Here is a 24,087-nt window from a genome sequence, read left to right on the forward strand (position 1 = left end):
ATGACAGAATTGATTTTTTTGGATGTAGATGGCTGTTTAACTGATGGAAAAATTATTTATACTTCTAATGGAGAATTTATTAAAGAATTTGATGTAAAAGATGGAGCGGCTATCGAGGCTTGGCTAAAGCTTGGTAAAAAAATTGCTATTATTACAGGTAGAAATTGTCCTTGTGTTGAAAAAAGAGCTAAAGATTTAAAAATAGAAATTTTATATCAAGGTGTTAAGGATAAGTTAGCTTGCGCAAAAGAAATTTTGCAAAAACTTAATTTAGATTTTTCTCAGTGTGCGGCTATTGGAGATTATTTTAACGATAAGGCTTTGCTTGAAAGTGTAGGGCTTAGTTTTAAGCCAAAAGATGGTCATAAAGATTTAAATGTAGACATAGTGCTTAGCAAAAAAGGTGGTAAGGCTGCTGTAGCACAGATGATAGAAATTTTAGTAGAAAAAAATCATCTAGAAGAAGAATGGAATAAGCTTTGGCTATAAAAATTTTTGGAATTTTAATTGCTCTTTTTACAATTACTTTTACGATTTTAAGTTTGCAAGATCCGTATTCTTTGAATTTGCAAACTAATGCTTTAAATTTTAAAAATATTGAGGCTAAAAATTTGAAAGCTTATGAGAGTAATGCTAGTACAATTAAGGCATATTATAAGGCAAATTCTTGGGTGAGATATACAGATAGAGATGAATTTAATGATTTTATTACTTTAAATTTAGATTTTAATCTTAGTGCAAATCGTTTAGAGTTTTTTAATAAAGATATGAGCAAGGTTTTGTTTGAAGGAAATGTTACTTATATAGGTTCTGATAATGTCAAAATTATTTCTCAAGAGGTAGAATACCAACCTAAGGATAAAATTTTACACACAAATACTAATTTTAAAGCTCTGATCAATGGAAGTATTATTAACGGAAATACTTTAAACTATGATGTAAAAAACAAAATTTTAAATATCCAAGGAGTAAATGCGTGGTTGCAAGACAAATAATTTTATTGTTAGCTTGTGTAAGTGTAACTTGGGCAACTCAAATTGAAGTAAAAGCTTTAAATTTTTACTCAGATGAAAATAAGGGTGAAAGTATTCTTAGTGGAAATGTAGAAGTAATTAGGGGTGATGATATTTTAAATTCTGAAAAATTGATTATTTATACGGATAAAAATCGCAAACCTATTCGTTATGAAGCAATGCAAAATGCTAGGTTTAAGATTGTTTTAAAAGGTAAAACTTATAAAGGTAGTGGAGATAAATTTATTTATAATGTTATTAAAGATACTTACGAGATTAATGGTCATGCTTATATAAATGAGCTTGGAAGCAATCAAAAACTTTTTGGTGATAAAATAATAGTCGATAGAAAAGCTAATATTTATCGAGTAGAGAGCAAGGATCAAAAACCTGCTCGTTTTGTATTTGACCTTAAAGACAAATGATAATTAGTGCTAAATTTATCACTTCTTTAGTGAAATTTGATGAGAATTTGAGCTCAAATTTTAGTGAAGTAGCATTTTTGGGGCGTTCTAATGTCGGAAAAAGTTCTTTAATCAATTCTTTGTGTAAACAAAAAAATTTAGCCAAAAGTTCGGCAACTCCTGGAAAAACTCAGCTTATAAATTTTTTCGAAGTAACTTGCAAAAGAAATGAAGAAAAATTTAATATCAATTTTATCGATTTGCCAGGGTTTGGTTATGCAAAGGTTTCTAAAAATTTAAAAGAAATATGGAATCAAAACTTAGATGAATTTTTAAAATTAAGAACCTCGATAAAGTTATTTATACATTTAATCGATTCAAGACATACTCATTTAGAGATCGATGTAAATTTAAATGACTATTTGAAAAGATTTTTACGACCTGATCAAAAAATTTTAAAAGTTTTTACCAAATGCGATAAATTAAATCAAAGTGAAAAAGCTAAGTTAAAAAATGAATTTAAAGACTCTATTTTAGTTTCAAATTTGAATAAATTTGGCCTTGATTCTTTGGAAGATATTATTATCAATCAAACTTTAGGTCTTGGTAAATGAGAAGAAATTTAAGTGCTTATAAAGCAAAATTTAATGGAGCTTATGTCTTTTTAGGATTTTTTTTTCTAATCTATCAGATTCTTGGTTCGACTTTTGTATATGCTCCGTTACTTTATGGGATTTTTTTCTGTTATATGTTTTGCTTACTAGAAGAGAGAGAAAGAACTTTTTCAAAGCTTGATTTTAGATGGTATTTTTCTTTATTTTTTTTATTTTTTACTGATATAACTTATAATTTTTTTATTTTTTCATCTTGGTTGGCATTTTTTATTTTTTATTATCTTTGTGCAGATTGGATTAAGACAAATTTAAAAATTGGTAAATTTATCCCTGTTGTTTTTGTGCTTTGTGCTTACGGCATTATTTTGTTTTTGGATATGATATTGTCTTATATTGGAGATGAAAAAATTAAAATTTTAGGATGGGCGTATATTGTTTCAGTTTTTATAGAATGTTGTTTAGCTTATGTGTTTTTTAAAGGTAAAATTTAAATGAGAATGCGTTTAGTTGTTGGATTTATACTATTGTTTTTTATATTTTTATTAAGTCGTGTGTATTATTTGAGTATAAAATCAAATGTATATTATGAAGAGCTTGCTAAACAAAATGCCATAAAAACTGAATTTTTGCCACCTGTTAGGGGTCAAATTACAGATAGAAATGGAACTTTATTGGCTATTAATGATTTGGGTTTTAGTATTTCTATTAAACCTTATTTGAGTATTAAAAAGTCAAATAAAGGAATTTTGGATAAAGAATTATCTGAACTTACAAATTTATTTCCCGATTTAAATGCTAGTAAATTAGCAGAAATTTATAAGAGAAATGATTCTTACTATAATCAAGATTTTATTAAAGTTGTAGATTTTATACCCTATGATGAGATTATTCCGCATTATTCAGAGTTAAATCTTAATAAAACAATAAAAATAGATCCTGTTGTAAAAAGAAAATATCCTTTTGGAAAATTAGCTTCGCATATTATTGGGTATGTAGGTAAGGCAAATTTGCAAGATGTTCAAGAAAATGAAATAGCAAAACTTTCTAATTATACGGGAAAAAGTGGTATAGAACGCTATTATAATGATATTTTACAAGGAGAAAAAGGAACTAGGGTTTATAAGGTTAATGCCTTAAATCAAGAAGTAGAACAGCTTTCTTACACTCCTGCTATGTCTAATGATATAGAACTTACGATAGATATAGAGCTTCAGTCTTATTTAACTTCATTGTTTGAAGGGAATGCTGGAGCTGCTATAATTATGAATGTAAATGATGGATCTATTTTAGCTGCAGGGAGTTTCCCTGAATATGATCTTAATCCTTTTGTAACAGGGATTTCTTTTAAGGATTGGGATGAGCTTTCAAATAGTCTTGATCATCCTTTTACAAATAAACTTATAAATGGATATTATCCTCCAGGTTCTGTTGTAAAAATGGGAGTAGGGCTTTCTTTTTTAAATTCTAAAAATATTAGTCCATTAACTCAATATGTTTGCAATGGAAGTATTGAGCTTGGAGGCAGGTTTTTTAGATGTTGGAATCGATCAGGCCATGGACCTGTGGATTTAAAACATGCGATAAAATATAGTTGTGATGTTTATTTTTATAATGGCAGTTTGCAAGTTGGAATCGATCAAATAAGTGAAACTTTATCTCGCATTGGCTTTGGAGCGAAAACAGGGGTAGATTTACCTAGTGAATTTGTAGGAACTTTACCAAGCAAAGAATGGAAGATGCAAAGATATAGACAATCTTGGTTTCAAGGTGATACTTTAAATACAGCTATAGGTCAAGGTAATTTTCTTGCAACACCTATGCAAATTGCTAGATATACAGCTCAAATCGCAAAAGGTGGAGAGGTTATACCTCATTTTTTAAAAAGCATAGAAAATAATAATACAACTATAGAAAATCAAATGGATGAAAATAAAAAAGAAATTTTTACTTTATTTGAAAAGAGTCAATTGCCTTATATAAGAGATGCAATGTATGCTGTTGCTAATGAGCAAGGAGGAACCTCTTATCGTTATTTGCATAATCTTGATGTGAAAGTTGCAGCAAAAACAGGAACTGCTCAGGTTGTGGGATTTTCACAAACAGATAAAAATAGGGTCGATGAAAAACAATTTGAGTATTATACTAGATCTCATGCGTGGCTTACTTCTTATGCTCCTTATTCTAAGCCAAAATATGTAGTTACCGTTCTTTTGGAACATGGTGGGAGAAATATTACTTCAGGGGCAACTGTAGCTAAAATTTATCAAAAAATGATTGAACTTGGATATTTTAAATAATTTTTAGTTGTAAATTGAGTTTTTCAAAAAAACTTTTTTAGCAATTGGTTTAAAAACCTTGTATTAAACAAATTATAAGTTTGATACAAGGAAAATTTATCTATGTTAACAAAAGTATCTTAAAAGATGGCTTTTGTTCTTTTTTCAAGCCAAACTAGAGCTTTTGGATAATCACCTAGCTTAGGAGAAAGTTTTTCAAATACTTCTTTGTGATAATTGTTTAACCATTCTTTTTCTTTTTCATCTAACATTTTTGTATCAATACAAGATATTTCAAAAGGACAAAGAGTAACAGGTTTAAAGTATAAAAACTCTCCAAAATCTTTATTTTTAGGATTTTCTACTTTGGTATGAATAACTAAATTTTCAAGTCTTATACCCCATTTACCTACTTTATAAATACCTGGCTCTATGGAGGTTAGCATACCTTCTTTGGCTTTTGTTTTTTCAAGCACAGGGGATAGATAAGATAAAACTTGTGGACCTTCATGGACATTTAAAAAATATCCCACGCCATGTCCTGTGCCGTGTATATAGTCAATTTGTTCTTTCCATAAAGGTGCGCGTGTGATTGCATCAAGTAAGGGCATAGCTATATCTTTTGGAAAAATTGCACTGGAAATGGCAATATGTGCTTTTAAAACCAAGGTATAGTCATGAATTTGTTCTGCATTAGCCTTTCCTATTGGTACAACGCGTGTAATATCTGTTGTGCCGTTTTTATATTGTCCACCAGAATCAATAAGTAAAAGCCCATCTTTTTTAAGATAAGCAAAACTCTCTTTTGTGGCTTTATAATGTGGATATGCTGCGTTTTCGTTAAAGCCTGCTATAGTGGCAAAACTATCACTTATGTAGTGCTTGCTTTGTGCTCTAAATTCGCTTGCTTTAGCATCTATGTCTAATTCGCTTATTAATTCTTTATTTTCTATCGCTTCTTCAAGCCATGCAAAAAATTTACATAAAGCCACTCCATCTTCTATCATAGCATCTTGTATATGCGCTATTTCTTTTGTATTTTTAACTGCTTTTAAGTGAGTGCTTGGATTAATTTCTTGAATGATTTTTACGCTTTTGTCTAAAGAATTTATGAGTAAAGCGGTCATTTTTGAAGGTTCAATAAGCAAATTTGTATTTGCAAGTTTTTCAAGCTCCATGATGATTTCATCATAATTTTTAAGCCAAAACCCATCTAAATTTAATTTTTTTTCAAGTTCTGAATTTGCTTTTTTCTGATCAACAAAAAGCAAAGCTTTGTCTTCCAAGATTAGCAAATGACTTAAAAATACAGGATTATAATTTACATCATTCCCTCTTAAATTTGTAAGCCAAGCTATATCATCAAGGCTGGAGATTAAATGAGAAGTAGCATTTAAATTTTTCATTTTTTGACGCACTAATGCTAATTTTTCTTTTCTTGAGTAAGAGCAGTATTCTAGTTCGTGTTCATAAATTTTTTCTTGTGGCAAAGTGGGACGATCTTTCCAAAGTGGACTTATCAAATCTATATGTTTTAAATTTGCCTTGCAATTAATCTTTAAATCTTTTTGCAAAGATAAAGGTAAAAGTGCAAAATCGATGCCTAAAATTTGATCTTCGCTTAAATTTTTTTCCAACCATTTGGTAAAAGTATTTTTAGCATCTTGCTTTTGTAAAAGTATGCCACTACCTTCTAATTCCTTTTGTGCTTGAAGCCAATATCTTCCATCTACCCACAAAAAGCCCTCTTCTTGTGTGATAAGAACTGTTCCAACAGAACCCTTAAAGCCACTGATAAAGACTCTGTTTTTGTAATATTCTGGTAAATATTCGCTCAAATGCGGATCCGCGCTTAAGATGAGATAGGCGTCAATATTATTTTCTTTCATTAATCTTCTAAGTTCTAATACTCTTTGTTTGTAAATACTCATATTTTCTCCTTAATATTAATTTTTTAGTATTTTATTGATAGGTTTTTTGAGTATAAGTAAAATTATAACAGCACCAAGTAATATCCACATACATTGGTAAAATAAATTTGGCAAATAAGCTATATTTTCTTCACTTGCTTTACCACCTATGAATCCAGCTAAAGCATTGCCTAATGCACTTGCTACAAACCAAAGTCCCATGACTTGAGATTTAATTAAATTAGGTGCAATTTTTGTCATTATAGAAAGTCCCACAGGGGAAAGGCAAAGCTCTCCTAAAACCATAAGCAAAAAGCTACTGACAAGCCACCAAGGTGAAACTAAAATAATTTGTGATGAATTTTCTAAATTTTCTCTTAATGTATTAGCATCGCCATTTAAACTAATTGCATGATTTGAAGCTAAAGCCATTATTAAAAATGCCAAAGCTGCACCCAAAAGTCCTAATGCAAATTTAATAATAGATGAAATTTCTTTATTATTTTTGGCACATATAGTCCATATAAAAGCACTAAAAGGTGCAAAAAGTATAACAAATAAACCTCCAAGAGATTGAAACCATATTGTAGGAATTTCATAATTTAATATGGTTTTATCCGTTAATTTTTCTGCAAAAAAATTAAAAGAAGTGTATTGTTGCTCATATACTGACCAAAATAACGCAGCCGCTAAAAATAAAACAATAAAAATAATTAAATTTCTTTTTTCTTCTATTTTTAAAGAAGTAAAAGCGAAAAGATATAAAAAATAAATTCCAGCACAAGCTAAGATAGTTAGAATAATATTTTTATTAATAACTTGTGCATCTAATTTTATAAAACCACCAAGGATTAAAAATATTGCTCCAAGCAAAACAATACCTGATACAATGATGATGTAAAATGCGTTTTTGCTTTTTTTGCTTGGTCTATCCCAAGTAGAGTCTATGCCAACTTTTTCATCAAATTCTTTTAAATCAGGCATAGTTTTTAGGTAGAAAATAATTACCGCTAAAAGCATACCAATCCCACCTGCACCAAAACCAAAATGCCATCCGTATTCTTTTTGTAAAAAGCCGCAAATTAAAGGAGCTACAAAAGCACCAAAATTAAAGCACATATAAAAAAGAGTAAAACCAGAGTCACGCCTTGCATCATTTTTTTTATAAAGCATTCCAACCATTACAGAAGCGCAAGTTTTAAAAAGTCCTGTACCTATAACCAAAAAAACCATACCAACAAAAATCATTTTATTATTAAAATAAGAAAAGGCTATGCACAAATGTCCAAATGCTATAGTTAAAGCACCTAGTAAAATTGCTCTTTTTTGTCCTAAGTAATTATCCGCAAGCCATCCACCTGGCAAAGCAGCAAGATATAAACAACTTGCAAAAATTCCCATAATTGCACTTGCTTCTTCAGGTTTTAAGTTCATTCCACTTTTTTCAAAACTTGCTATCATAAAAAGGTAAAGCAAGGGACGAATTCCGTAAAAAGAAAATCTTTCCCAAAGCTCAGTAAGTGAAAGAGATAAAAGTGGTTTTGGATGTCCAAAAAATGAAGTATCTAAATTTTTTACATTTTTACTCAATTTATATCCTTTGTGTATTTTTATTTATAAATTATAGACAAAAAATTAAAAAATATGTATAACTTTGTAATATTTTTAAATGATTTATATCATAATGTTACTTTTTTGCAGATATAAAAAAAAGAAATATTAAGATCAATTTTCAACTTTGGTGTATTTTGTATTTTAAGTTTAGCTAGATAATTGCTTATTTTTTTCGTTAAGAATTTTATAAATCGGTTTTTTAGCAATAAAAAGTAAAAGCGCTACAACAAAAAGCATCCACATGTATTGTCCAAAAATATTAGGAAGTTGATCGATGTTTTTAATATTGACATTTCCCCCTATAAGTCCTGCAATAAAATTTCCAAGTGCACTTGCTACAAACCAAAGTCCCATGATTTGATTTTTGATTAAATCAGGGGCAACCTTAGCCATTATAGAGAGTCCAATAGGAGACACGCATAATTCCCCAAGTGTTAAAAAGAATATACTTATGATAATCCAAGCCATGGATATTGGCAAACCATTGTTGTTTATTAGATTTTGTGAAGCAAAGATCATCATCATAAAACCAATACCAGCAAATAATATTCCTAAAGTAAATTTTCCAATGGAAGAAAAATATATATTTTTTTCTCTAAAAATATCCAAATATAACTTGCTATAGGAGCAAGTATGATGATAAAAATTGGATTAAAAGATTGAAACCAGTTGGAATTTTCCAATCAAAAATATTTCTATTTGTAAAATCTTGCGCAAAAAGATTATAAGCGGTAGGTTTTTGTTCAAAAGTACTCCAAAAAAAAGTGGCTGCAAAGAATAAAACAATTAAAATTGTTAATTGCTGTTTTTCTCTTTTATTTAAGGCTTTAAAAACAAAAAGATATATGAAATAAATTGCCAAACATAGTAAAATTACAATTAGAAGTTTTTTTGATGGTATTATGGGGTTAATATCTGCAAGATTAATAAAAATTAGAAAAAATCCAATAATACTTAACAAGCTTATACTTAGTATAAGAGTTAAATTTTTACTTTTTTAAATGGTTGTTCCCAGTTTTGCTCTAAAGTGCAATTTTTATGAAATTCTTCAAGCTCAGGAGCAGCTTTAAAATATAAAATAAGTAAAGAGAATAGCATACCTAAACTTCCTCCAAATCCTAAATGATAATTCCATTTTGCTTGAACAAAGCTACATATAAGAGGAGCAATGAATGCCCCAATGTTAATTCCTATATAAAAAATCGTATAGCCAGTATCGCATCTTGTATCATTTTGTTTATATAACATTCCAACTGTTACAGAAGCACTAGTTTTAAAAAATCCAGCACCAATAACGATAAAAGTAAGTCCTAGGAAAAATATAGGTGTGCTTAAAATAGATAAGGCTATGTTAATATGTCCTAAAGCTATAATAAAAGAACCTAGAAATAAAGCCTTTTTTTGCCCTAAATAATTATCAGTAATCCAGCCTCCAGGAAGTGCTGCTAAATACAAGCATCCTGCAAAAATGCCATAAATTGCCGAGGCGTATTCAGTGCTTATTCCAAGTCCACCTTTGCTTATGGTTGTTGCCATGAAAAGCAAATCTTTCCCAAAGTTCTACCATTGATAGAGAGAATAAAGGCTTGGGATGACCTAGGAAATTTGTATCGAGTTTTTGTATTTCTTGTTTAGTCACTTCCCAATACCTTTCTTTTTTATGCTTAAAATATTTTAACTAATAGTAATAGAAAAATAATTAAATTACAATATTTTTAAATATTTTTTTTATAATAATATTTAAAAATATAATATTTTAATATTATTATAAATTAACAAATTTAAACATTAAATCAAGCTTTAATTTTAAACCCTGTGTATTGTATAGTTTTATTTTATCAATTTTTAAAGCTATAGGAAGATTTTCTAAATTTTGTATAAAATTGAGCAAGTCTTTAAAGTTGCCATTTAAACTTAGAGAAACATAATTATAGTGGATAAAATTTTTGTTTTCTTGGGAAAATTTTATTTCATTAATGGTTAAATTTTTGGATAAATTATTGATTTTTTTATTGAAAAAATCTTTATCATAAGAAAATAAATGCAATTTTTCTTTATAGTATTTTAATTTTTCTTCCTCTGTTTTTATCTGTTTTGTTAGCTTTGTTTCTATTTCTTTAAGATGTGAATTTTCTATTTTTGCTTCATTTAATGCAAGGTAATTATGTTCTACTAATGTTTTTTGAAAAATATCTTCTAAAAAGTGATCGTGAATTTTAAAAGCTAAAAACAAAGCACAAAGACAGATAAAAGAAATAAAAAGAAATTTTTCCCTAGGATTTAAATTCTGCAAAAATACTTCTATTTTATTCATGTATGACTTCTAATATGATATTCAATGTTTCTTCGTTTTTATCAAGAATTTTAAAAGCAGAATTTAGATTTTCTAATGCTCTTTTAAAGTGGTTTTCATCGATAAAAGAAAGAATGATTTTTGTTTGTTCAAATTCAAGATTTGTGATTTTAAGGTCATTGGAGTTAAGCCATGATATGATTTGATTTAGAATGATTGCTTTATTTTTATCTAAATTGATTTCTTTTGTTATGGTGGATAAAATATGAAATTGTTGTTGTGTAGATGATATTTTATTGGAAAGAGTAAAGTTTAAATCTTGTATGTTTGTTAATAATTTTTGCTTATCTTGTTTTAGTTTAGAAATTTCTTCTTGTATGATAAAATTTTTATTTTGAATTTCCTTATTTTGTTTGTACTCTATAAAATCTTTAAATAATAAAATCATCATGCTAAGACTAAAGCTAAAAATAAATATTAATATAATTTTAAAAGAAATAGATATTTTTATTTTATTATGCTTGATAAAATTACAATTTTGATCTAGATTTTTTATACTATATGAACTTAATTTCAATAAACTATTTTTATCAAGAATATCATTTAGATTTAAACATTTTATTTGAGATGAGAAGTAATGTTTGATTATATCCAAATCCTGATAAAGTAGCAATTTGCTTTCATAGTGTTTTAAAAGTTCTGTAAATCGATTTTGTTTAAAAAATAAATCCATATTACCTGGGTTGAAATTTTCGATTTTTTTAAGATTAATAAATTTTCCTTCTTGGTAAAAATATAAATATAAAGTTTGATCATATAAATTTAAAACACAATAATCACTTTCCTCAATAAATCTTTCATCAAATAAAGCTTGAAAAATTAAAGGCTCAGGAAAGCAAAAACGACTTTTTTTCAATTTGTAAACAGGCGCTAAAAAACAATGATAAATTTCATTATGTTTAAAAAAAGCTATTTGATAGTCAAAGGGTTTGCTTAGCTTAAAATCTGCGGTTAAATTGTTAAAAAGTTCGTCTTCTTTGGATATTCCTGTTCTTTGAGCATAAAGCAAATCTGTAGATTTTATAAAATTTATTTTATTTAATGAATCAATTTTCATCATTTAAAAGTTTTTTTAAAAATTCTTCATCTTTTTGCCAGTTTTTTTTCACTGTTACGAAAAGCTTTAAAAGTACCTTTTTTTGTGCAAGTTTTGAAATTTTAAAGCGTGCATCTTTGCCTATTCTTTTTAAAGTCGCCCCTTCTTTTCCTATAAGCATACCCTTGTGAGAGTTTGTATCGGTGATGATATTGGCTTCTAGGATTAAAAGATTAGGTGTGTCTTTGGTGCGATGGATAAGCACTTCGCTACTATAAGGAAGCTCATCGCTTAAATTTTCATAAATACTTTCAAGTATGAAATCTCTATAAAGTTCTTTTTCGCTACTCGCACTTAAAAATTCAGGATCATAAAAATATTCATGTTCGTCAAGATATTTTACTATCTCATCTAACAAGCCTTTTTTATAGCTTTTTTTCTTAAAAGAATAAGGAATGATAGCCTTAAAATGTTGGCTAAATTTTGCATATTCGCTAAGTTTTTTTAAAAGCGTAGCATTGTCGGTTAAATCTACTTTATTTAAAGCGATGATATGTGGTACTTGTGGGTTTAGACTAAGAAAATTTTCATAGTCTTTTGTACTATCAAAAACACTCGCCACAAATAAAATCACATCACAATCCCCCATAGATTTAATAGCACTTTGGACAAGCAGTTGATTAAGTGTAGCACCGCTTTCGTGAAGTCCTGGGGTATCGATGAAAATGATTTGATTTTTTTCATGCATCACTATGGCTTTGATTTTACGTCTTGTGGCGTTTTGTTTGTGAGAAACTAGGGCGATTTTTTCTTCTAATAAGGAATTGATTAAAGTACTTTTTCCTGCATTAGTACGCCCTATGATGCTAACAAAGCCACTTTTCACAAAATATACCTTGCAAGATCTTTATTTTCTATGATATCTCCGAGTTTTTCTTCTACTATTTTTTTATCCACTACGAATTTTTTACCCGCATACTCATCAGCTTCAAAGCTTAGATCTTCAAGTAATTTTTCTATCACAGTATGTAAGCGTCTGGCACCTATATCTTGCATTTCTTCATTGGCTCTTGAAGCTATTTTTGCTATTTCTTTAATGGCTTCATCATCAAATTCAAGTTCTAAATTTTCAGTTTTTAAAAGCTGAGAGTATTGTTTTAAAAGTGAATTTTTAGGGCGTGTTAAAATTTCATAAAGAGCTTTATCATCAAGACTATCTAATTCCACTCTTAAAGGAAAGCGTCCCTGAAGTTCAGGGATAAGATCACTTGGTTTGCTAAGATGAAAAGCTCCTGCAGCGATAAAAAGAATATGATCGGTTTTTAAAGTACCTATTTTTGTTTGTACATTTGATCCCTCAACTATAGGAAGTAAGTCTCTTTGTACCCCTTCTTTACTTGGATCTTGGCGGTTTGAATTTCCGCTTGAAACAGCGATTTTATCGATTTCATCAATAAAAATAATCCCTTCATTTTCTGCTCTTTTTAAGGCTTCACTTTTGATACTTTCTTGATCTAGGATTTTTTCTCCTGCTTCGTTTTTTAAAGCATTTTTAGCGTCTTTGATTTTCATTTCTTTTTTGACTTTTTTACTGCCAACGCCTATAACCTTAACTATATCTTGCATTGCACCCATTTCAGGAGGTAGGTTGGGATTGGTATCGAACATATTTTGTGAAATTTCTATCTCTATGGTGCTTTCATCAAGATCGCCATTTCTTAGCTTAGTTCTCATTTTTTCAAGACTGTTTTTATATTCTTCTTGTTTTTCATCGCTGATACCCTTTGGTAGAGGTGGCAAAAGTTTTTCTAAAATTTTATTTTCTATAAATTCATCGATTTTATCTTTGTTTTTTTCCCTTTGTTCGTTTTTTACCAAATTTAAAGCCGCATTGGCAAGATCTCTTACCATGCTTTCTACATCACGACCTACAAAACCTACTTCAGTATATTTACTCGCCTCGATTTTGATGAAAGGAAAGCCCATCATTTTAGCTAAACGCCTAGCGATTTCTGTTTTTCCTACACCTGTAGAACCTATCATCAAGATATTTTTTGGCACTATATCATCTTGCAACTCAGGGCTAAGTTGCATTCTGCGGTAGCGATTTCTTAAAGCTATAGCTATGATTTTTTTAGCTTTTTTTTGTCCTATAACATAATCATCTAAAAATTTAACGATTTCTTTTGGAGTTAGATTCATTTCTCATCCTCGATTACATAAGTTTTGATATTGGTATTGGTATAAATGCAAATTTCACCTGCGATTTGAAGACTTGATTTTACAAGTTCTTCTTCATCTAAATCGGTATGTTTTGCTAAGGCTCTAGCAGCTGAAAGTGCATAGTTTCCACCACTTCCTATGGCTGCGATTTGTCCATCTTCAGGTTCGACCACATCGCCTGTACCAGAAAGTAGAAAAATGTGATTTCTATCAAGTACGAGCATCATGGCTTCAAGTTTTCTTAGGTATTTGTCTTTTCTCCATTCTTTAGAAAAGTCAATTGCTGCTTTTAAAAGATCGCCTTTAGAACTTTGAAGGAGATTTTCAAACATATCAAAAAGATTAAAAGCATCAGCTGTTGACCCTGCAAAACCTGCTAAAACTTTGCCATTGTTGAGTTTTCTAATCTTTACAGCATTGCCTTTTAGCACCGTATTTCCAAAGCTTACTTGTCCATCTCCGCCAATTACGGATTTATTTTTACCTTTGTAAGCTAAAATCGTTGTTGCGTGAAACATTATTCTGCCTTTATATTTATGTTAAATTTAGCATGGATTGCGTGTCCAAGTTTTACGCTTACTTCGTGGATTCCTAAGCTTTTTAAGGTGTCGCACTCTAAACTTTTTTTATCGATTTCTATATGGCTTTGTTCTTTTAGGGCGTGAGCGATTTCATCTTTGGTTACGCCACCAAACAAACTTCCATTTGCACCTACGGGTTTTGAAATTTCAAGAGTGATTTTGCTAAGCTCTTCTTTGAGTTTTTCTAAATTTGCGATTTCAAAGCGTAAATTTTCAGCCTCTTTTTTCTTGTCGCTTTCATATTTTCTTAAAACTTCATTAGTAGCTGCTTTAGCAAAGCCTTTAGCGATTAAGAAATTTTGTCCGTAGCCGTCTTTTACTTCTTTTATTTCTCCTGCTTTTCCAAGTGCTTTTACATCTTTGATTAATAATACTTTCATTTTATTCCTTTATTAAAATTTTCTTCCATTTTTTCCTGCGATGATAAAACGCAAAGCATTAAGCTTGATAAAGCCTGCTGCGTCTTTTTGATTATACACTTCATCTTCTTCAAAAGTACAATAAGCTGCGTTAAACAAGCTATCATTTGCACTTTCGCGTCCTATAATCATCACATTGCCTTTGTAAAGCTCGAGTTTTACTCTGCCATTGGCATGAATTTGTGACTCGTCGATTAAGGCTTGAAGCATCATTCTTTCAGGCGAGAACCAATAGCCATTATAAATTAAACTTGCGTATTTTGGCATGAGTTCATCTTTTAAGTGTGCTGCTTCTCTATCAAGCGTGATGCTTTCAAGCGCTCTATGTGCTTTTAAAAGTATAGTACCGCCTGGAGTTTCGTAACAACCACGGCTTTTCATGCCTACATAGCGATTTTCTACTATATCAAGGCGTCCTATACCGTGTTTGCAGCCTAGTTCGTTAAGTTTGGTTAAAAGTCCTGCGGGACTTAGTTTTTCTCCATTTATCGCTACTAAATCTCCTTTTTGGAAATCAAGTTCTATAATTTCACTTTCATTTGGAGCGTCTTTTGGGCTTTTACTCCATCTCCACATATCTTCTTCAGGTGCGTGTGCAGGATCTTCTAAAACAAGTCCTTCATAAGAAATATGAAGTAAATTTGCGTCCATAGAATAAGGGGATTTTCCTTTTTTCTTAGAAATATCAATACCGTGTTTTTGCGCATAAGCAAGGAGTTTTTCACGACTGTTTAAATCCCACTCACGCCATGGAGCGATGATTTTTAAATCGGGACTAAAAGCAAGATAACCAAGTTCAAAACGCACTTGATCATTTCCTTTACCTGTGGCACCATGGCTTACCGCATCAGCACCTGTTTGCAGGGCGATTTGTGCTTGAGTTTTTGCTATAAGCGGTCTTGCTATACTTGTTCCTAAAAGATATTCTCCTTCATAAATCGCATTGGCTCTAAACATAGGAAATACATAATCTTTAACAAATTCATCTCTTAAATCTTTAATGAAAATATTTTCTTCTTTTATGCCTAAAGAAAGGGCTTTTTTTCTTGCAGGTTCGAGTTCTTCACCTTGACCAATATCTGCTGTAAAAGTTACAACTTCACAATTATACTCATCTTGAAGCCATTTTAAAATGATGCTCGTATCAAGCCCTCCAGAATACGCTAAAACTACTTTTTTTACTTCATTTTTCATAAGATATCCTTTGTTAAAATAGATTTGAAAATTGTAAAATTGTATCCAAATTTCATTAAAGAAAAGTTTTTACTTGCTATTTTCTTAAAAAATAAAGCAAAGGCATAAGCAAATTTTGTTCCAAAAATTGATTTTTTTTGCTAAAATTGCTTTTATGAGAGTAGATAAATTTTTAAATGTAGTTAATATCACGAAAAGAAGAGCTATTTCTGAGGATATGTGTAAAAGTGGTGTAGTGGGGATTAATGGCGTTATTGTTAAGGCGAGTAAAGAGGTTAAGGTGGGTGATATCATCACTTTGCATTTTACTGAATACACTCAAAAATATAAAGTGCTAGCTCTACCTAGTACGAAAAGTATTCCTAAAAACGCACAAAATGAATATGTGGTAAAATTATGAAAGAATTTATTTTAGCAAAAGATGAGATCAAAACGATGCTTCAAATAATGCCTAAAGAAGGCGTTGTTTTGCTTCAAGGAGATTTGGCTAGCGGAAAAACAAGCTTAGTACAAGCTTGGGTTAAATTTCTTGGTCTTGATGCAAGGGTAGATTCTCCAACTTTTTCCACTATGCAAAAATATGAAAATCATGATATTTGCATTTATCATTATGATATTTATCAAGAAGGTTTAGAAGGACTTTTAGCGAATGGTTTATTTGAAAATTTTTTTGAAAAAGGTTTGCATTTGGTTGAATGGGGCGGTGAAAATTTGAAAAAAACTTTAATGAAATTTGGAATTTCTACTATCCAGATTAAAATTAGCATTAAAGACGACAAAAGAAAGTATGAAATTTATGAGTAAATTAGAAATTGTAAATTTAGAAAAAATTATTAAAAAAACTAAGATTATACATGGAATTTCTTTAGAGGTTAATAGCGGAGAAGTTGTAGGACTTTTAGGGCCAAATGGTGCAGGAAAAACGACAACTTTTTATATGATATGTGGACTTATTTCCCCAAGTAGTGGAAAAGTTCTTTTAGACGGTTTAGATGTGACAAAAGATCCTTTAAATAAAAGAGCTAGATCAGGGATAGGTTATTTACCTCAAGAAAGTAGTATTTTTAAGGATTTAAGCGTAGAAGATAACCTGCTTTTAGCGGCTCAGATTTTTTATAAAGATAAAAAAATTTTACATGATAAAGTTGAGCAAATGCTTGAACTCTTAAGTATAGAGCCTATTCGTTTAAGGAAAGGTTTAAGTTTAAGTGGAGGTGAAAGAAGGCGTTGTGAGATCGCTAGAAGCTTGATGTGCGAACCTAAGTTCTTACTTCTTGATGAGCCTTTTGCAGGTGTTGATCCTATAGCAGTGGCTGAAATTCAAACTTTAATTAAAGAGCTTAAAAGATTGGGGATTGGGGTTTTAATTACCGATCATAATGTGCGTGAGACTTTGGCTATTTGTGATAGAGCTTATGTTATAAGATCGGGTTCTTTACTTGCTAGCGGGAATGCTGATGAAATTGCAACCAATAAAGACGTGAAAAAGTATTATTTAGGAGCGGAGTTTAAACTCCTTGATTGATGTTAAAGCAAAAAATCACCCAAGCACCCAAGACTAAAATTTCTCAAACTTTACGCTCTTGGTTGCCGATTTTACAAGCAAACATAGAGGATTTAAAAGAAAATTTAGATAAATTTGCTGAGGATAATCCTTTCTTAAATGTTCAAGATTCGATACAAACTCATGATAAGGGTAAGAATTATTTTGATTCATTTTATAAACATAATGTAAATTCGGCCCTTGTGGATAGTAAAGGACTTGCCAAAAAAAGCGTTTATGAGCTTTTAAATGAACAGATTCTTCCTCCTTTGTTTCCTACAAACAAATCTCAAGAACTTGCAAAAAAAATTATAGAATGCTTAAATGAGGAAGGATATTTTGAATACGATGGAGAATTTTTAAAAGAGTATTCTTTGGAAGAAATTGAGCGAGTAAGAGCAAGATTTAAATTTTTAGATCCTGTAGGAGTGGGAGCTAAAGATTATAAAGAAGCATTTTTATTTGCTCTTGAAAATATGGAGTTAGATGAAGATATTGATGAGTTTTGTAGAATGTTGATTATGGATTTTGAAAATATACAAAACTATACCAAAGAGCCTTTATATAAAGAAGCATTGGCTATACTTAAGCGTTTTAGCACTCCTCCTTTTTTGGAATATTTTGAAGATTCTCGTATAATTGTTCCTGATATTTTTGTTTATAAAGAAAATGGTGAAATTAAAGTAAAAATCAATGATGATTATTATCCTGAAATTTCAATCCAAACTGATGGTTTAGAGCATGATTTTTTAAGTCATTACATCAAAGAAGCAAAAAATTTAGTTGATGCTTTAGCGATGAGAAAAGCTACTCTTTATAAAATAGGGCTTATGATAGTAGAATATCAATATGATTTTTTCATGGGAAAAGAGATAAAACCTATGACTTTTAAGGATTTAGCACTTGATTTAGAACGCAATGCTTCGACTATATCAAGAGCTGTGGCAAATAAATATTTAAGTTGTGAAAGAGGACTTATTCCCTTGCGTGATTTTTTTGCTTTTGCTCTTGATGAAGAGGGGGAGACTTCAAATGTAGGTGTTAAAGAATTTGTGGCAAATTTAGTAAAGAATGAAGATCGCAATAAACCTTTAAGCGATAGTAAAATTTTAGAATTAATCAAAGAAGAATTTAAGGTCGATATAGGGCGAAGAACTATTACAAAATATCGCAAACATCTTAATATAGCAAGTTCTACAGATAGAAAAAAATTATATGAACTTGAAGGATAAAATTCTATCAATCTATCAAACCCATTACACTTTTCTTTTATATTTAAATTTAATTTAAATAATTTAAAAAATTATTATTTTTTATTTTTGGAAATATTATTCTTTAGTTTAAAAATGTGATACAATAATAACTGTTTTTAAATATTAATTTTCAAAGGAGTTAAAATGGTCTTTTTAACAAGCCTTAGCGAGGGAGGGCAATTTGCAGTCCAAATCATTATCGTTTTAATTTGTCTTTTTTACGGTGCAAAAAAAGGCGGCATAGCGCTTGGTTTACTTGGTGGTATAGGTATTTTAATGCTTGTATTTGCTTTTCATATAAAGCCTGGAAAACCAGCCATAGATGTTATGCTTACAATTTTAGCGGTAGTGGTTGCGAGTGCAACTTTGCAAGCAAGTGGTGGTTTAGATGTTATGCTTCAAATAGCAGAAAGAATTTTAAGACGCAATCCTAAGTTTTTAACAATATTAGCGCCTTTTGTAACCTGCTTTTTGACTATACTTTGTGGAACAGGACATGTGGTTTATACTATTATGCCTATTATTTATGATATAGCGATTAAAAACGGTATTCGTCCTGAGCGTCCAATGGCGGCAGCTTCTATATCATCACAAATGGGTATTATTGCATCTCCTGTATCTGTGGCTGTTGTGAGTTTGACTGCTTTGCTTTTAAATGCTAATCATAAATTAGTAGGTTTTGATGGTTATATCAATCTTCTTCAAATTACCATACCTAGTACATTATTTGGTGTATTGTGTATAGGAATTTTTTCTTGGTTTAGAGGAAAAGATTTGGATAAAGATGAAGTATTTCAAGAAAAACTTAAAGATCCTGAATTTAAAAAATATGTTTACGGGGATTCTAAAACACTTTTAGGCGTTAAACTTCCAAAAAGCAATTGGGTTGCAATGTGGATTTTCTTAGGAGCTATTGCTTTAGTAGCTTTATTAGGTGTATTTGATTTCTTGCGCCCAAACTGGGGACAAGTTGTAAAAAATGGCATTCCTCAAGTAGATGCTTTAGGCAACCCTAAAATGGATGTTTTATCCATGGTTTCAGTTATTCAGATGTTTATGCTTTTAGCAGGTTCTTTGATTATCATCTTTACTAAAACAGATGCAAAGAAAATCGGCTCTAATGAAATTTTTAAATCAGGTATGATAGCACTTGTTGCGGTTTTTGGAATTTCTTGGATGGCTGATACTATGTTTGCAGTTCACACTCCTATGATGAAAGCAGCGCTTGGAGATATAGTAAAAGAGCATCCTTGGACTTATGCTGCAATGCTTCTTTTAATTTCAAAATTTGTAAACTCCCAAGCAGCAGCTATTTCGGCTTTTGTTCCTTTGGCTTTAGGAATTGGTGTTGAACCTGGTGTAATTGTTGCCTTTGCGGCTGCTTGTTATGGGTATTATATTTTACCAACTTATCCAAGCGATTTAGCTACTATACAATTTGATAGATCAGGTACTACTCACATTGGTAAATTTGTTATCAATCATAGTTTTATTTTGCCAGGTCTTATAGGTGTAATCACTTCTTGTATAGCAGGATATTTTATTGCTATGGCAGCGGGTTATCTTTAACAATTTTTAGCAGGATTTTTCCTGCTAAATTCTTCATTTATCTTTTTATTTAATATAGATAAAAATTATAAATAAATCATAAAATTAGTATTAATCAAAATATAAGCTTAACAAGGATAGAATAAATCCTATTTTGAATCAATGAGAAAGGGCTATCCTATGGATGTTATCTTTGCTTTGCTTCTGCTTTTAGCTTTTGGTAGTTTATGGTTTTTTATCCGTTTTTGTGAAATTCAAACTAGGACACGCGGATGATATTTTTACTAGTTTTAAGCTTAATACTTGCTCTTTATTTATTTTATGCTCTATTATATCCTGAAAAATTTTAAAGGAAAAATATGCTAGAAATTTTAATAACACTGATTATAGCTTTTATATTAGCTTTAATTTTTGGAAATTATCTTTATAAAATTGCAAGCTGTAAAAAAACTATTTTTGATTTTATTTTTAATCCAATTGATAACTTAATTTATAAAATTTGTGCGATTGATAGAAAAAATATGACTTGGCAAAAATATTCTTTGCATTTAATTGCTTTTAATGCCTTAGTGGCTATTTTTTCTTTCGTGATTTTTTATTTGCAAGATAAACTTTTTTTAAATCCCAATTCGATAAATTCTATGAAAGGGGATTTGAATTTAAATACTGTAATTAGTTTTATTACAAATACAAACCTTCAGCATTATAGTGGAGAGAGTGCTTTAAGTTTGCTTTCGCAAAATACAGGCATTTTACTTGCTATGTTTGTTTCAAGTGCAAGTGGATATTCTGCTTGTATGGCTTTTTGTCGTGCTTTATGTGGCATGCAAATGGGAAATTTTTATGAAGATTTTGCGCGTATTATTACGCGTTTGATGTTGCCTTTAAGTTTTATTTTGGCTGTAATTTTTATCTCTGAAGGCGTAGTGCAAAACTATCACGCAAATTTTAGCGTGCTTACTTTAGAAAATAAATTTCAAAGTATTGCCACAGGTCCTGTTGCAGCTCTTGAGTCTATAAAACATTTAGGGACAAATGGGGGTGGTTTTTTTGGTGCTAATTCAAGCATGCCTTTTGAAAATCCTACTTCACTTACAAATTTTTTGCAAATTTTATCCATGATGCTTATTCCTAGCGCCTGTGTTGTAGCTTTTGGATTGATGGTTTATCATAGAAAAGAAAGACAAGGTTTTGCTCTTATGGGAAAAGAAGGGGGAGTTATTTTTGGTGCAATGGGGATTATTTTTATCATTTCTTTGCTTTTAATTTATTTTAGCGAAAAAATGTCAAATCCAAATTTGGATTCTTTGGGTTTAAATGCAAATTTGGGAAATTTAGAAGGTAAAGAAATAAGATTTGGCACAGATGGTTCGAGTTTATTTAGTGCTGTAACTACTGCTTTTACTACAGGAAGCGTCAATAATATGCACGATAGTTTAAATCCTTTAAGCATCAGTGCTACTTTGTTAAATATGATGTTAAATGTAGCTTTTGGTGGCGAAGGAGTAGGGCTTATGAATATGATTATTTATGTGCTTTTAACCGTGTTTATTTGTGCATTAATGATAGGCAGAACTCCAGAATTCTTGGGTAAAAAAATAGAAAGCGCACAAATGAAGCTTATAGCTTTGGTAATTCTTATCCATCCTTTATTAATCCTTGTTTTAAGTGCATTAGCTGTTGTTTTTGCAAAAGATAGTATAAGCAATCCTAGCTTTCATGGCTTGGCTCAAATTTTGTATGAATTTAGTTCTTCGGTAGCAAATAATGGTTCAGGACTTGAAGGTTTAAAAGATGATAATTTATTTTGGAATTTAAGTACAGCTTTTGCTATGTTTTGTGGGCGTTATTTGGTTTTAATAGCTCAGCTTGCTATAGCTGGATCGCTTTTGGCTAAAAATACACAAGAAAATACTGCAAATTCTTTAAAAACGGATAATTTAACTTTTATGTTTGTGCTTGTTTGTATTATATATATTTTTACTGCACTTACTTTTTTTCCAGTGCTTACTTTATCAAGCGTTGCAGAATATTTATCTTTATGGCATTAAGGAGAGTCAATGTCTAAAAAACAAAATAAACTCATTACAAAAGAAATTTTAAATAATGCCATAAAAGGAGCATTTTTAAAATTTGATCCACGCTTTATGATAAAAAATCCTGTTATGTTTATGGTGGAAGTTGGATTGATTCTTGCTTTGATTTTAAGTATTTTTCCTACTTTGTTTAATGGAAATTCTGATGAAAGAATTTATAACATCTTAATCACTTTTATTTTATTTGTAACCTTGCTTTTTGCAAATTTTGCAGAAAGTATTGCAGAAGGAAGGGGTAAAGCCCAAGCAGCTACCTTAAGACAAAGTAAAAAGGATTCTAAAGCTAGACGCATAAAAAGTGATGGCAGTGAAGAAATGCTTAATTCTAGCGAGTTAAAAATAGGTGATATAGTTTTAGTTAAAGCAGGTGAACTTATACCTAATGATGGAGAAGTTATAGAAGGTGCTGCAAGTGTTGATGAATCAGCTATTACAGGTGAAAGTGCTCCTGTTATGCGTGAAGCGGGCGGTGATTTTTCTTCTGTTACGGGCGGGACTACGGTTTTAACTGATTTTTTAAAGATTAAAATTTTAGTTGGAGCTGGGGAAAGTTTTTTAGATAAAATGATCAATCTTGTAGAAGGTGCTGCGCGTCAAAAAACTCCAAATGAAATTGCTCTTAATACTCTTTTAATTGTGCTTAGTTTGAGTTTTTTAGTAGTGGTTGTAAGTTTATATCCTTTTATGCAATTTTTAGGTGTGAGTTTGCCTATTTCGTGGTTAGTAGCATTGCTTGTATGTCTTATTCCTACAACTATAGGGGGGCTTTTATCGGCTATAGGAATAGCAGGTATGGACAGGGTAACGCGTTTTAATGTGATCGCACTTTCAGGCAAGGCTGTTGAAAGTTGTGGTGATGTTGATACCATGATTTTAGATAAAACAGGAACGATTACTTTTGGAAACCGTTTGGCAAATGAATTTTATGAAGTCCAAGGTATAAGTAAAGAAGAAATGATTAAAGCTTGTGTTTTATCCTCTTTAAAAGATGAAACTCCAGAAGGTAAAAGCATAGTTACATTGGCTCAAAAAATGGGTTATGAATTAGAAGGTAATGATATTAAAGAATTTATCGAATTTAGCGCTCAAAATAGAATGAGTGGTGTGGATTTGCAAGATAATACAAAAATTCGCAAAGGTGCTTTTGATGCTATAAGAGCTTATATAAGCGAAATGAATGGAAAAATTCCTAGCGATTTAGAAACTAAGGTAATGGAAATTTCAAATCTCGGTGGCACTCCTTTGGTAGTGTGTAAAAATGAAAAAATTTTAGGAGTAATTTATCTAAAGGATACTGTAAAACCAGGGCTTAAAGAGCGCTTTGATGAGCTTAGAAAAATGGGCATAAAAACTTTAATGTGTACCGGAGATAATCCTTTAACAGCAGCTACTATAGCCAAAGAAGCAGGGCTTGATGGATTTATAGCAGAATGCAAGCCTGAAGATAAAATAGAAGCCATTAAAAAAGAACAAGCCCAAGGTAAGATAGTAGCCATGACAGGAGATGGAACCAATGATGCTCCAGCTCTTGCACAAGCTGATGTAGGTATAGCTATGAACTCAGGAACTCAAGCAGCCAAAGAAGCAGCCAATATGATAGATCTTGATTCTAATCCTACTAAAATTTTAGAAGTAGTTGAAATAGGAAAAGGTTTGCTTATTACTAGGGGTAGTCTTACAACTTTTAGTATGGCAAATGATATTGCTAAGTATTTTGCTATTTTACCTGCTATGTTTAGTGTGGTTTTACCTCAAATGCAAATTTTAAATATTATGCATTTGACTACCCCACAAAGCGCTATTTTATCAGCACTTATTTTTAATGCTATTATTATACCTTTGCTCATACCTATTGCTATGCGTGGAGTTAAATTTAAGCCTATGAAAAGTGAGCATTTGCTTTTAAGAAATTTGAGTATTTATGGTTTAGGCGGTATGATCGCACCTTTTATAGGGATAAAAATAATTGATATTCCTACAGCTTGGATACTTAGAATTTTAGGAGTGTGA

At 30.5% G+C, this 24,087-nt stretch carries 25 protein-coding genes and 1 pseudogene; 14 read left to right on the forward strand and 12 right to left on the reverse strand.

All coding sequences use genetic code 11. The features are described 5' to 3' along the window. The 6 genes from ELQ05_RS03510 to mrdA are packed head-to-tail and all read left to right on the forward strand — an operon-like array spanning position 1 to position 4,328. Positions 1-489, forward strand: coding sequence for an HAD-IIIA family hydrolase (locus ELQ05_RS03510; protein WP_002932029.1), 489 nt, complete (start codon positions 1-3; stop codon positions 487-489). Next, positions 480-995 (forward strand): hypothetical protein, encoded by a 516-nt coding sequence (locus tag ELQ05_RS03515; protein WP_002876713.1) that lies wholly within the window; start codon positions 480-482, stop codon positions 993-995. Before ELQ05_RS03510 ends, ELQ05_RS03515 begins: the two co-directional genes overlap by 10 nt. After that, positions 977-1,438, forward strand: a complete 462-nt coding sequence (locus tag ELQ05_RS03520; protein ID WP_002859586.1) for an LptA/OstA family protein — start codon at positions 977-979, stop codon at positions 1,436-1,438. The genes ELQ05_RS03515 and ELQ05_RS03520 overlap by 19 nt, the downstream gene beginning before the upstream one ends. Beyond that, entirely contained in the window at positions 1,435-2,031 is a 597-nt protein-coding gene (yihA, locus tag ELQ05_RS03525; protein WP_002876714.1) for a ribosome biogenesis GTP-binding protein YihA/YsxC, read from the forward strand. The genes ELQ05_RS03520 and yihA overlap by 4 nt, the downstream gene beginning before the upstream one ends. Continuing rightward, positions 2,028-2,522, forward strand: coding sequence for a membrane protein (locus tag ELQ05_RS03530; protein ID WP_002857018.1), 495 nt, complete (start codon positions 2,028-2,030; stop codon positions 2,520-2,522). The genes yihA and ELQ05_RS03530 overlap by 4 nt, the downstream gene beginning before the upstream one ends. Then, entirely contained in the window at positions 2,523-4,328 is a 1,806-nt protein-coding gene (mrdA, locus tag ELQ05_RS03535; protein WP_088303783.1) for a penicillin-binding protein 2, read from the forward strand. It begins immediately after the preceding gene. A 119-nt stretch (positions 4,329-4,447) separates the two neighbouring features. Here the strand turns inward: mrdA and ELQ05_RS03540 are convergent, their stop codons facing one another. The 12 genes from ELQ05_RS03540 to ELQ05_RS03595 form a co-directional block, all read right to left on the reverse strand. Next, positions 4,448-6,238 (reverse strand): aminopeptidase P family protein, encoded by a 1,791-nt coding sequence (locus ELQ05_RS03540; protein WP_070316948.1) that lies wholly within the window; start codon positions 6,236-6,238, stop codon positions 4,448-4,450. Between the two features lie 15 nt (positions 6,239-6,253). Next, a complete protein-coding gene (locus ELQ05_RS03545; protein ID WP_002867729.1) occupies positions 6,254-7,807 on the reverse strand; it encodes a peptide MFS transporter in 1,554 nt (517 codons plus the stop codon). 171 nt (positions 7,808-7,978) lie between these two features. Then, positions 7,979-8,440 carry a di-/tripeptide transporter gene (locus tag ELQ05_RS08475; protein ID WP_134239945.1) on the reverse strand — a complete coding sequence of 154 codons (462 nt, stop codon included), beginning with the start codon at positions 8,438-8,440 and terminating at the stop codon, positions 7,979-7,981. A gap of 10 nt (positions 8,441-8,450) precedes the next feature. After that, positions 8,451-8,792 (reverse strand): hypothetical protein, encoded by a 342-nt coding sequence (locus tag ELQ05_RS08480; RefSeq protein WP_257841189.1) that lies wholly within the window; start codon positions 8,790-8,792, stop codon positions 8,451-8,453. Between the two features lie 20 nt (positions 8,793-8,812). After that, on the reverse strand, positions 8,813-9,367 hold the full coding sequence (locus tag ELQ05_RS08305; RefSeq protein WP_186820532.1) for an oligopeptide:H+ symporter: 555 nt from the start codon (positions 9,365-9,367) through the stop codon (positions 8,813-8,815). A 229-nt stretch (positions 9,368-9,596) separates the two neighbouring features. Next, entirely contained in the window at positions 9,597-10,145 is a 549-nt protein-coding gene (locus tag ELQ05_RS03565; protein ID WP_002855032.1) for a hypothetical protein, read from the reverse strand. After that, the gene (locus tag ELQ05_RS03570) at positions 10,138-11,244 is read right to left on the reverse strand and encodes a hypothetical protein (RefSeq protein ID WP_079862137.1); all 1,107 of its coding nucleotides are present in this window, start codon (positions 11,242-11,244) and stop codon (positions 10,138-10,140) included. Before ELQ05_RS03570 ends, ELQ05_RS03565 begins: the two co-directional genes overlap by 8 nt. Beyond that, positions 11,231-12,106, reverse strand: a complete 876-nt coding sequence (gene era, locus ELQ05_RS03575) for a GTPase Era (RefSeq protein WP_002877691.1) — start codon at positions 12,104-12,106, stop codon at positions 11,231-11,233. Before era ends, ELQ05_RS03570 begins: the two co-directional genes overlap by 14 nt. Continuing rightward, positions 12,103-13,422 (reverse strand): ATP-dependent protease ATPase subunit HslU, encoded by a 1,320-nt coding sequence (gene hslU / locus ELQ05_RS03580; RefSeq protein WP_002877690.1) that lies wholly within the window; start codon positions 13,420-13,422, stop codon positions 12,103-12,105. Before hslU ends, era begins: the two co-directional genes overlap by 4 nt. After that, positions 13,419-13,961, reverse strand: coding sequence for an ATP-dependent protease subunit HslV (hslV, locus tag ELQ05_RS03585; RefSeq protein WP_002781630.1), 543 nt, complete (start codon positions 13,959-13,961; stop codon positions 13,419-13,421). Before hslV ends, hslU begins: the two co-directional genes overlap by 4 nt. After that, complete coding sequence (gene rplI / locus ELQ05_RS03590; RefSeq protein ID WP_002781628.1) at positions 13,961-14,404, reverse strand: 50S ribosomal protein L9; 444 nt, start codon at positions 14,402-14,404, stop codon at positions 13,961-13,963. The genes hslV and rplI overlap by 1 nt, the downstream gene beginning before the upstream one ends. Positions 14,405-14,416: 12 nt before the next feature. Continuing rightward, positions 14,417-15,637 (reverse strand): argininosuccinate synthase, encoded by a 1,221-nt coding sequence (locus ELQ05_RS03595; protein WP_070300913.1) that lies wholly within the window; start codon positions 15,635-15,637, stop codon positions 14,417-14,419. Positions 15,638-15,791: 154 nt separating this feature from the next. On the opposite strand from ELQ05_RS03595, the gene ELQ05_RS03600 reads away from it, so the two are divergent. The 8 genes and pseudogenes from ELQ05_RS03600 to kdpB all read left to right on the forward strand — a co-directional run bounded on the left by ELQ05_RS03600 (position 15,792) and on the right by kdpB (position 24,087). Then, entirely contained in the window at positions 15,792-16,037 is a 246-nt protein-coding gene (locus tag ELQ05_RS03600; protein ID WP_002864726.1) for an RNA-binding S4 domain-containing protein, read from the forward strand. Further along, entirely contained in the window at positions 16,034-16,441 is a 408-nt protein-coding gene (tsaE, locus tag ELQ05_RS03605; RefSeq protein WP_002854905.1) for a tRNA (adenosine(37)-N6)-threonylcarbamoyltransferase complex ATPase subunit type 1 TsaE, read from the forward strand. Before ELQ05_RS03600 ends, tsaE begins: the two co-directional genes overlap by 4 nt. Next, positions 16,434-17,162: an LPS export ABC transporter ATP-binding protein gene (gene lptB, locus ELQ05_RS03610; RefSeq protein ID WP_002855252.1), complete on the forward strand. Its 729-nt coding sequence runs from the start codon at positions 16,434-16,436 to the stop codon at positions 17,160-17,162. The genes tsaE and lptB overlap by 8 nt, the downstream gene beginning before the upstream one ends. Next, the gene (locus ELQ05_RS03615) at positions 17,162-18,412 is read left to right on the forward strand and encodes an RNA polymerase factor sigma-54 (protein ID WP_070300915.1); all 1,251 of its coding nucleotides are present in this window, start codon (positions 17,162-17,164) and stop codon (positions 18,410-18,412) included. The genes lptB and ELQ05_RS03615 overlap by 1 nt, the downstream gene beginning before the upstream one ends. A 165-nt stretch (positions 18,413-18,577) precedes the next feature. Then, entirely contained in the window at positions 18,578-20,002 is a 1,425-nt protein-coding gene (locus ELQ05_RS03620; protein ID WP_134239946.1) for an anaerobic C4-dicarboxylate transporter, read from the forward strand. 141 nt (positions 20,003-20,143) lie between these two features. Next, a pseudogene (kdpF, locus tag ELQ05_RS03625) lies at positions 20,144-20,331 on the forward strand (K(+)-transporting ATPase subunit F). A gap of 9 nt (positions 20,332-20,340) precedes the next feature. Beyond that, a complete protein-coding gene (kdpA, locus tag ELQ05_RS03630; RefSeq protein WP_134239947.1) occupies positions 20,341-22,032 on the forward strand; it encodes a potassium-transporting ATPase subunit KdpA in 1,692 nt (563 codons plus the stop codon). 9 nt (positions 22,033-22,041) lie between these two features. Continuing rightward, positions 22,042-24,087 (forward strand): potassium-transporting ATPase subunit KdpB, encoded by a 2,046-nt coding sequence (gene kdpB, locus ELQ05_RS03635; RefSeq protein ID WP_134239948.1) that lies wholly within the window; start codon positions 22,042-22,044, stop codon positions 24,085-24,087.

Origin of the sequence: Campylobacter sp. US53, from assembly GCF_004378995.1 — a bacterium.
GTDB classification, from domain to species: domain Bacteria; phylum Campylobacterota; class Campylobacteria; order Campylobacterales; family Campylobacteraceae; genus Campylobacter_D; species Campylobacter_D jejuni.

What these genes read in the sequence shown, in the direction of transcription:
- tsaE (WP_002854905.1), top strand. Translation starts at nt 16,034, where the DNA reads ATGAAAGAATTTATTTTAGCAAAAGATGAGATCAAAACGATGCTTCAA.
- ELQ05_RS03510 (WP_002932029.1), top strand. Translation starts at nt 1, where the DNA reads ATGACAGAATTGATTTTTTTGGATGTAGATGGCTGTTTAACTGATGGA.
- hslU (WP_002877690.1), bottom strand. Translation starts at nt 13,422, where the DNA reads ATGAATCTAACTCCAAAAGAAATCGTTAAATTTTTAGATGATTATGTT.
- mrdA (WP_088303783.1), top strand. Translation starts at nt 2,523, where the DNA reads ATGAGAATGCGTTTAGTTGTTGGATTTATACTATTGTTTTTTATATTT.
- ELQ05_RS03615 (WP_070300915.1), top strand. Translation starts at nt 17,162, where the DNA reads ATGTTAAAGCAAAAAATCACCCAAGCACCCAAGACTAAAATTTCTCAA.
- rplI (WP_002781628.1), bottom strand. Translation starts at nt 14,404, where the DNA reads ATGAAAGTATTATTAATCAAAGATGTAAAAGCACTTGGAAAAGCAGGA.
- ELQ05_RS03530 (WP_002857018.1), top strand. Translation starts at nt 2,028, where the DNA reads ATGAGAAGAAATTTAAGTGCTTATAAAGCAAAATTTAATGGAGCTTAT.
- hslV (WP_002781630.1), bottom strand. Translation starts at nt 13,961, where the DNA reads ATGTTTCACGCAACAACGATTTTAGCTTACAAAGGTAAAAATAAATCC.
- ELQ05_RS03595 (WP_070300913.1), bottom strand. Translation starts at nt 15,637, where the DNA reads ATGAAAAATGAAGTAAAAAAAGTAGTTTTAGCGTATTCTGGAGGGCTT.
- lptB (WP_002855252.1), top strand. Translation starts at nt 16,434, where the DNA reads ATGAGTAAATTAGAAATTGTAAATTTAGAAAAAATTATTAAAAAAACT.
- kdpA (WP_134239947.1), top strand. Translation starts at nt 20,341, where the DNA reads ATGCTAGAAATTTTAATAACACTGATTATAGCTTTTATATTAGCTTTA.
- ELQ05_RS03565 (WP_002855032.1), bottom strand. Translation starts at nt 10,145, where the DNA reads ATGAATAAAATAGAAGTATTTTTGCAGAATTTAAATCCTAGGGAAAAA.
- ELQ05_RS08305 (WP_186820532.1), bottom strand. Translation starts at nt 9,367, where the DNA reads ATGGCAACAACCATAAGCAAAGGTGGACTTGGAATAAGCACTGAATAC.
- ELQ05_RS03600 (WP_002864726.1), top strand. Translation starts at nt 15,792, where the DNA reads ATGAGAGTAGATAAATTTTTAAATGTAGTTAATATCACGAAAAGAAGA.
- ELQ05_RS03570 (WP_079862137.1), bottom strand. Translation starts at nt 11,244, where the DNA reads ATGATGAAAATTGATTCATTAAATAAAATAAATTTTATAAAATCTACA.
- ELQ05_RS03620 (WP_134239946.1), top strand. Translation starts at nt 18,578, where the DNA reads ATGGTCTTTTTAACAAGCCTTAGCGAGGGAGGGCAATTTGCAGTCCAA.
- yihA (WP_002876714.1), top strand. Translation starts at nt 1,435, where the DNA reads ATGATAATTAGTGCTAAATTTATCACTTCTTTAGTGAAATTTGATGAG.
- ELQ05_RS03540 (WP_070316948.1), bottom strand. Translation starts at nt 6,238, where the DNA reads ATGAGTATTTACAAACAAAGAGTATTAGAACTTAGAAGATTAATGAAA.
- kdpB (WP_134239948.1), top strand. Translation starts at nt 22,042, where the DNA reads ATGTCTAAAAAACAAAATAAACTCATTACAAAAGAAATTTTAAATAAT.